The following is a 3,515-nucleotide window of genomic DNA, read 5'->3' as shown; positions in this document are numbered from 1 at the left end:
AATAGTTAATAACTATTAACACAGAAGAAAAAAAGCCCAGCTAAAAGCTGGGCTATAAATCTGCATAAAACCTAGACCTCCCCTAAGGAGGCCTTACGTTTAAACAAACTATCTCTTCATATCCTGTGAATTAATAGTAGCCTAGAGCTTTACTCTAGAAAATACAGGCATGTCTTCCGGCTTAAACATCATAGTACCCTTCACCTTCCCAGATATAATTCCAGTGGCTATTGAAGTTAACTCAGTTAATACGGCGGCAGGACCGCTTAGGACTTGAACCTAATTCCATATTATCTCTAATAGAGAACCTAGTATTTTTTAATCTTATGTATTTAAGCTTAATGTATCACACTAACCAATTATGTGTCAATTAACCAAATTGTGTAACATATTTATAAACAAACTTGTGGGGGGATGTTACATCATGTTTATCAGAATATAACCTAGTGTAAAATAGCAATTTGATTCTATGTGCCACTGTTATATTAGTAGCATTTTAGGAAACTAGTACTGTTTCATAAAAAATAATGTAAATGTAATATATTATATGCAAACCATCCATATACAAAAACAAGCTGATGATTTAATCAAAATAAATCATCAGCTTGTAAACTATATATCTAATTCTTTTTCTGCCTTGTAGAAACTACTTCCTATAACATATCCTAGAAATATAAATACAAAATTCCACATTGATGAGTATTTTCTATCAGATAACACTGCCCCAATACTATCAGGTAAAATACTTACACCACTATTATAAAGAACATAATATAAAAATATAAATCCAAGTGCAGTTCCAAGCACCAGAATTTTTGGCATATTAACCATCCATACACCACTATTACGCTTTTGTTTAAGGAGATGATCAAGTGATATAAACACTCCAAATAAAATATTTACAAATACACTAGCATATATAATGCCATAGTAATTAGCCTCAAATACATCATATCCCTTTAGTAGACCATCTACTACAATTACAGAATTTAAATAACAAAACCCTAGAAACCCAAGTAGGTAAAAAATATAAAATCTATATGACCTTTTTTCATTAACCATAAAATAGCACTCCTTATCTTCTCTTTCCCTTAGCATTCCCGAATTATTCACTTAATATAATACTTACTTAAACCTTTCCACAAGTCCCCATATAAATATACATATCCCTATAGTTAGGGCTACAAAAAAATATCCTATAGTAAATAAAGTATTATATACACTATCATAGCCATCTGAAAACAAATTCATCATAGTAAACTCACCTAAAAACCAAGCAATTACTGGACTAAAGAAGATTATCCCTAACCCAAAATAATGTTTTTCAAGCACAAAACCACCTTTATTTTCACATTCAACCTTCTCTTCACTTTTCATAATAATCTCTTCCATCCTTCCTAATATAGTAAGAAGTAAATGAATTTAGTAAAACCCAACTAATAACTAGGGCTAATAATGCGAAAAAATCTACTATTTTATTAGCTGGGAATAAATTAACTATATAACTTAAACACTTCCATACTATAATTCCATTTCCAATATAGGTTATATAATAAGCTAACTTTCTAAAAATAAAATTAATCATTACCATATAAGGGCCTGAACTCTATTTCCTTTTAGTATCGAGCTTTGAAAGTCTATATCCTTTATATTAGAATTAATATATTTGCTTAAACTCTTAAAATAACTATCAACCATTTCTTCATATTGCTTTAGCTCATCAATAATACTTATCTTAGTATTTTTCTCCCTATTATATATTTCAAATACCTCTTTTTTATCTTTTACTATTTCGTCTAATGAGTTTTTTAATGGAGCTATAATATCTTCACTTATGCTTTTCTTGTTTTGCAGTAAACTTTCTATACTATTTCTTGAATTTAAATCTATTCTAATCAGTTTTTCATCATCCTTATTTTTATCAAAGGAAAAATTTATATTAACTTTATTAGAATTTATCTTTATTTTTTCTCCACTAGAAAGGGATAATATATCATGTTTTTCATCTACATAATTATTACTAACTAACTTTAGATAATCTCCTATGCCTTTTAACTCCTCACTGGCATCATCTAATAATTTATTTCTATTATCTTCGGTTAAATGCTTTCCATTGTATTCATTAGACATACTTAAAATATTATTAAACTTATCTAAAACTTCTTTAGTAAACTTCTCCTTTTGACTAAGATAGTTCATAGCATCTTGGATATTATTTTCAAGATCAATACTTTTTCTTAAATCTAAAGAAAGCATCTCCATTCTTTTTTTCATATCCTCATCAATTCTATCTTTATTACTATTTATATTTTCAACAAGACTAATAACCTGCTTATTGTTTTTATTAACATTATTAACACCTATACTTAAAGAATCTAGCCTATTTAAAGAATTTCCATTAATAATCAACCCTATCCCTCCTTATATCTATAATACCAGTTTATTTCCATTACTATTATAAAAGTATCATTTTTCTTATTAATAATTTGTCAAAACTTGCGTAACCAATTTTTAACGTGTATTTTATGTGTATTTTGTTGAAAAAATATAGTTACATGTATAAAATAGGATTATTAACAAATTAGGAGGCATTTTATGGCTAAGAAAACTACAAAGCGAATACTTATAGCTCTATCTCTTTTAATACTTTTGATACCAGCTACTGTATTTGGCTATATCTACTTTAAGCTTAATGGAATATATAATACCTCGGATAACTCTCCTTTTAGCAATTCCGACTACAAAATAGAAAAAGGTATTAAGAACATTCTGCTTTGTGGAACAGATGGACGCCCTGGTGAGAAAACATCCCGTGCCGACTCTATGATGCTACTAACTATTGACGGAAACAACAAAAATATCCGTGTAACATCATTTGCCCGTGATACACTTGTATCTACAAAGTCACATGGTGATATTAAACTTACTGAAACATATGCCTATGGAGGAATTAACCTTTTAACTGAAGCAATTGAGGATAATTTTAAAATAGATATTCAAAACTACGCTATAGTTGATTTCTATTCTTTCATCGATATAATTGAAACCTTAGGCGGGATAAATGTTGACATTAAAGAAAATGAAATAAGCGAACTTAATAAATTTATACCTGAAACATACGAATGGAGCAAAGACCCTAACAAGGGAGAAATTAAGAAAATAGAAAATGCTGGGGAGCAGCATATTAATGGCTACCAAGCACTTGCATTTGCCCGTATTCGAAAAGGTGAAAGCGGTGGTGCCTTTGAACGTGATAGACGTCAAAGAGAAATTATTGAGGGAATGATAGAGGGAATTAAGGCCCTTCCTATTACAAAATACCCAAATCTTATAGATACACTACTACCACATGTTAAAACAAACATGAAACCAACAGAAGTATTAAGCGTTGGAACTGGTGTACTTCGAATAGGTGCTAATAACATTACCCAAATGGAATTCCCAATAGATGACGAAGTTAACAGCCACGCTGCAAGAGTTAACGGTAAGTATGTAATCAAATTCAAAGAAAGCTC

At 29.7% G+C, this 3,515-nt stretch carries 5 protein-coding genes and 1 riboswitch; of the genes, 1 reads left to right on the top strand and 4 read right to left on the bottom strand.

The window, feature by feature from the left end:
- Window positions 1-149: 149 nt before the first annotated feature.
- A riboswitch (cobalamin riboswitch) is annotated at window positions 150-328 on the bottom strand.
- Window positions 329-612: 284 nt separating this feature from the next.
- From RR539_RS10205 to RR539_RS10190, 4 genes are read right to left on the bottom strand one after another with little or no spacing between them, the layout of a single operon-like run.
- A complete protein-coding gene (locus RR539_RS10205; RefSeq protein ID WP_332500401.1) occupies window positions 613-1,113 on the bottom strand; it encodes a hypothetical protein in 501 nt (166 codons plus the stop codon).
- A 12-nt stretch (window positions 1,114-1,125) separates the two neighbouring features.
- Window positions 1,126-1,377 carry a hypothetical protein gene (locus tag RR539_RS10200; protein WP_332474698.1) on the bottom strand — a complete coding sequence of 84 codons (252 nt, stop codon included), beginning with the start codon at window positions 1,375-1,377 and terminating at the stop codon, window positions 1,126-1,128.
- On the bottom strand, window positions 1,367-1,585 hold the full coding sequence (locus tag RR539_RS10195; protein ID WP_332500400.1) for a hypothetical protein: 219 nt from the start codon (window positions 1,583-1,585) through the stop codon (window positions 1,367-1,369). Before RR539_RS10195 ends, RR539_RS10200 begins: the two co-directional genes overlap by 11 nt.
- Complete coding sequence (locus tag RR539_RS10190) at window positions 1,585-2,409, bottom strand: hypothetical protein (protein WP_332500399.1); 825 nt, start codon at window positions 2,407-2,409, stop codon at window positions 1,585-1,587. The genes RR539_RS10195 and RR539_RS10190 overlap by 1 nt, the downstream gene beginning before the upstream one ends.
- Window positions 2,410-2,595: 186 nt before the next feature.
- On the opposite strand from RR539_RS10190, the gene RR539_RS10185 reads away from it, so the two are divergent.
- Window positions 2,596-3,515: LCP family protein (locus RR539_RS10185; protein ID WP_332500398.1), on the top strand; the 920-nt coding region annotated here is incomplete at its 3' end.

The sequence above is a fragment of the Clostridium sp. genome (genome assembly GCF_036639235.1).
Taxonomy (GTDB): Bacteria; Bacillota; Clostridia; order Clostridiales; family Caloramatoraceae; genus Clostridium_AB.
Note: the sequence above shows the minus strand (reverse complement) of the source record. Positions and strands in the feature narration are given on the sequence as shown.

Excerpts from the sequence above, each read along its gene's own strand:
- RR539_RS10195 (WP_332500400.1), bottom strand. The coding sequence starts at position 1,585 with ATGATTAATTTTATTTTTAGAAAGTTAGCTTATTATATAACCTATATT.
- RR539_RS10200 (WP_332474698.1), bottom strand. The coding sequence starts at position 1,377 with ATGAAAAGTGAAGAGAAGGTTGAATGTGAAAATAAAGGTGGTTTTGTG.